The sequence below is a fragment of the Gordonia sp. CNJ-863 genome (assembly GCF_001942325.1).
GTDB lineage: Bacteria > Actinomycetota > Actinomycetes > Mycobacteriales > Mycobacteriaceae > Gordonia > Gordonia alkanivorans.
This window is the reverse complement of the sequence record NZ_MKKG01000093.1, coordinates 1-1,016: the sequence shown is the minus strand read 5'-3', so window position 1 is coordinate 1,016 and position 1,016 is coordinate 1. Positions and strand designations below refer to the sequence as shown.

The window sequence follows — 1,016 nt, the reverse complement described above, 5'->3', positions numbered from 1 at the left end:
ACAACAGCAGGCTGCACTCGAGTATCGGCCAGATACCCCCGACCGAGTTCGAAACGCTCCACTACTCTGGCCTCGGCCCCGAGGACCAGCCCACATTGGAGGCGGCACAGAACCTAGGGTGATTCACTGCCAGAGCGGGGCGTTCGGGTTCGAGTGGTTCGCCGGTCGGGCTGAGGTGGGTGGCGGTCGCGTGGCGTTGTTTGGTGCGGCGCATGGGGTCGGCCATGCGTAGGCGGTGGGTCATGAACTGGGTGATGCTGCGGTGGCCGGTCTTGTGGGGTAGGTCGCGGTCGGCGATCTCGATGAGCTGTCGGTCGCCGGCGAAAGTGAGTCGGGCGATGGCGCGTTCGGTTCCGGCGGCGACGTCGATGAGTTCGGCATCGGAGCACTGTGTCAGATCGACGGCCTGGAGTTCGGTGGTGATCCGGTGCAGTTCCTGCACGAGCTCGGAGGGGCGGGTCGACGGCCCGACGTCGGTCTGCGAGATTTCGGTCAAGACGGTCACCCCCCGATGCCGTGTTCGAATTTATGTGGCACTCTTGACGGTTCTGTGGGTGCCTCCCGGTGCGCCTGAAGCGCGCAACGCCCTGTCTCACTTAAGGTTTGGTTTGCGAAGACTAAACCGAGGAGCAGGGCGTTGCGCGCTACTAGACTACTGCAGAAGTTGCTGAAGATCGAGAACCTGGTGGTTCTTGATGTCGGCGTTGAAGACGACGATGACGGCCAGTTGTTGGTCGTCTCGGTCCGTGCGAAACGCGGGCAGGACTCGCGGTGTCCACACTGCCGACGGCGTCGACCAGGCTATGACCGCTCACACCATCCGCGCCGTTGGCGACACCTCGACCTGGGCGGGATGCGCTGCTACCTGCAAGGACACATTGGACGGGTTGACTGCAGCCTGCACGGCGTCGTCACAGAACATGTGCCGTGGGCACGGCCGGCAGCAAAGATGACGCGCCGATTCGACGACACGGTCGCCTGGCTCGCCGCGCACAGTCCATCATCCGCGGTGTGTG

General features: G+C 63.9%; 1 protein-coding gene and 1 pseudogene. One reads left to right on the top strand and one right to left on the bottom strand.

The features are described 5' to 3' along the window. Positions 1-127: 127 nt before the first annotated feature. A pseudogene (locus BJF87_RS24640) lies at positions 128-505 on the bottom strand (HNH endonuclease); the annotation flags it as partial. 159 nt (positions 506-664) lie between these two features. Here BJF87_RS24640 and BJF87_RS25575 point away from each other — a divergent pair. Beyond that, positions 665-1,016: transposase family protein (locus BJF87_RS25575; RefSeq protein ID WP_187346544.1), on the top strand; the 352-nt coding region annotated here is incomplete at its 3' end.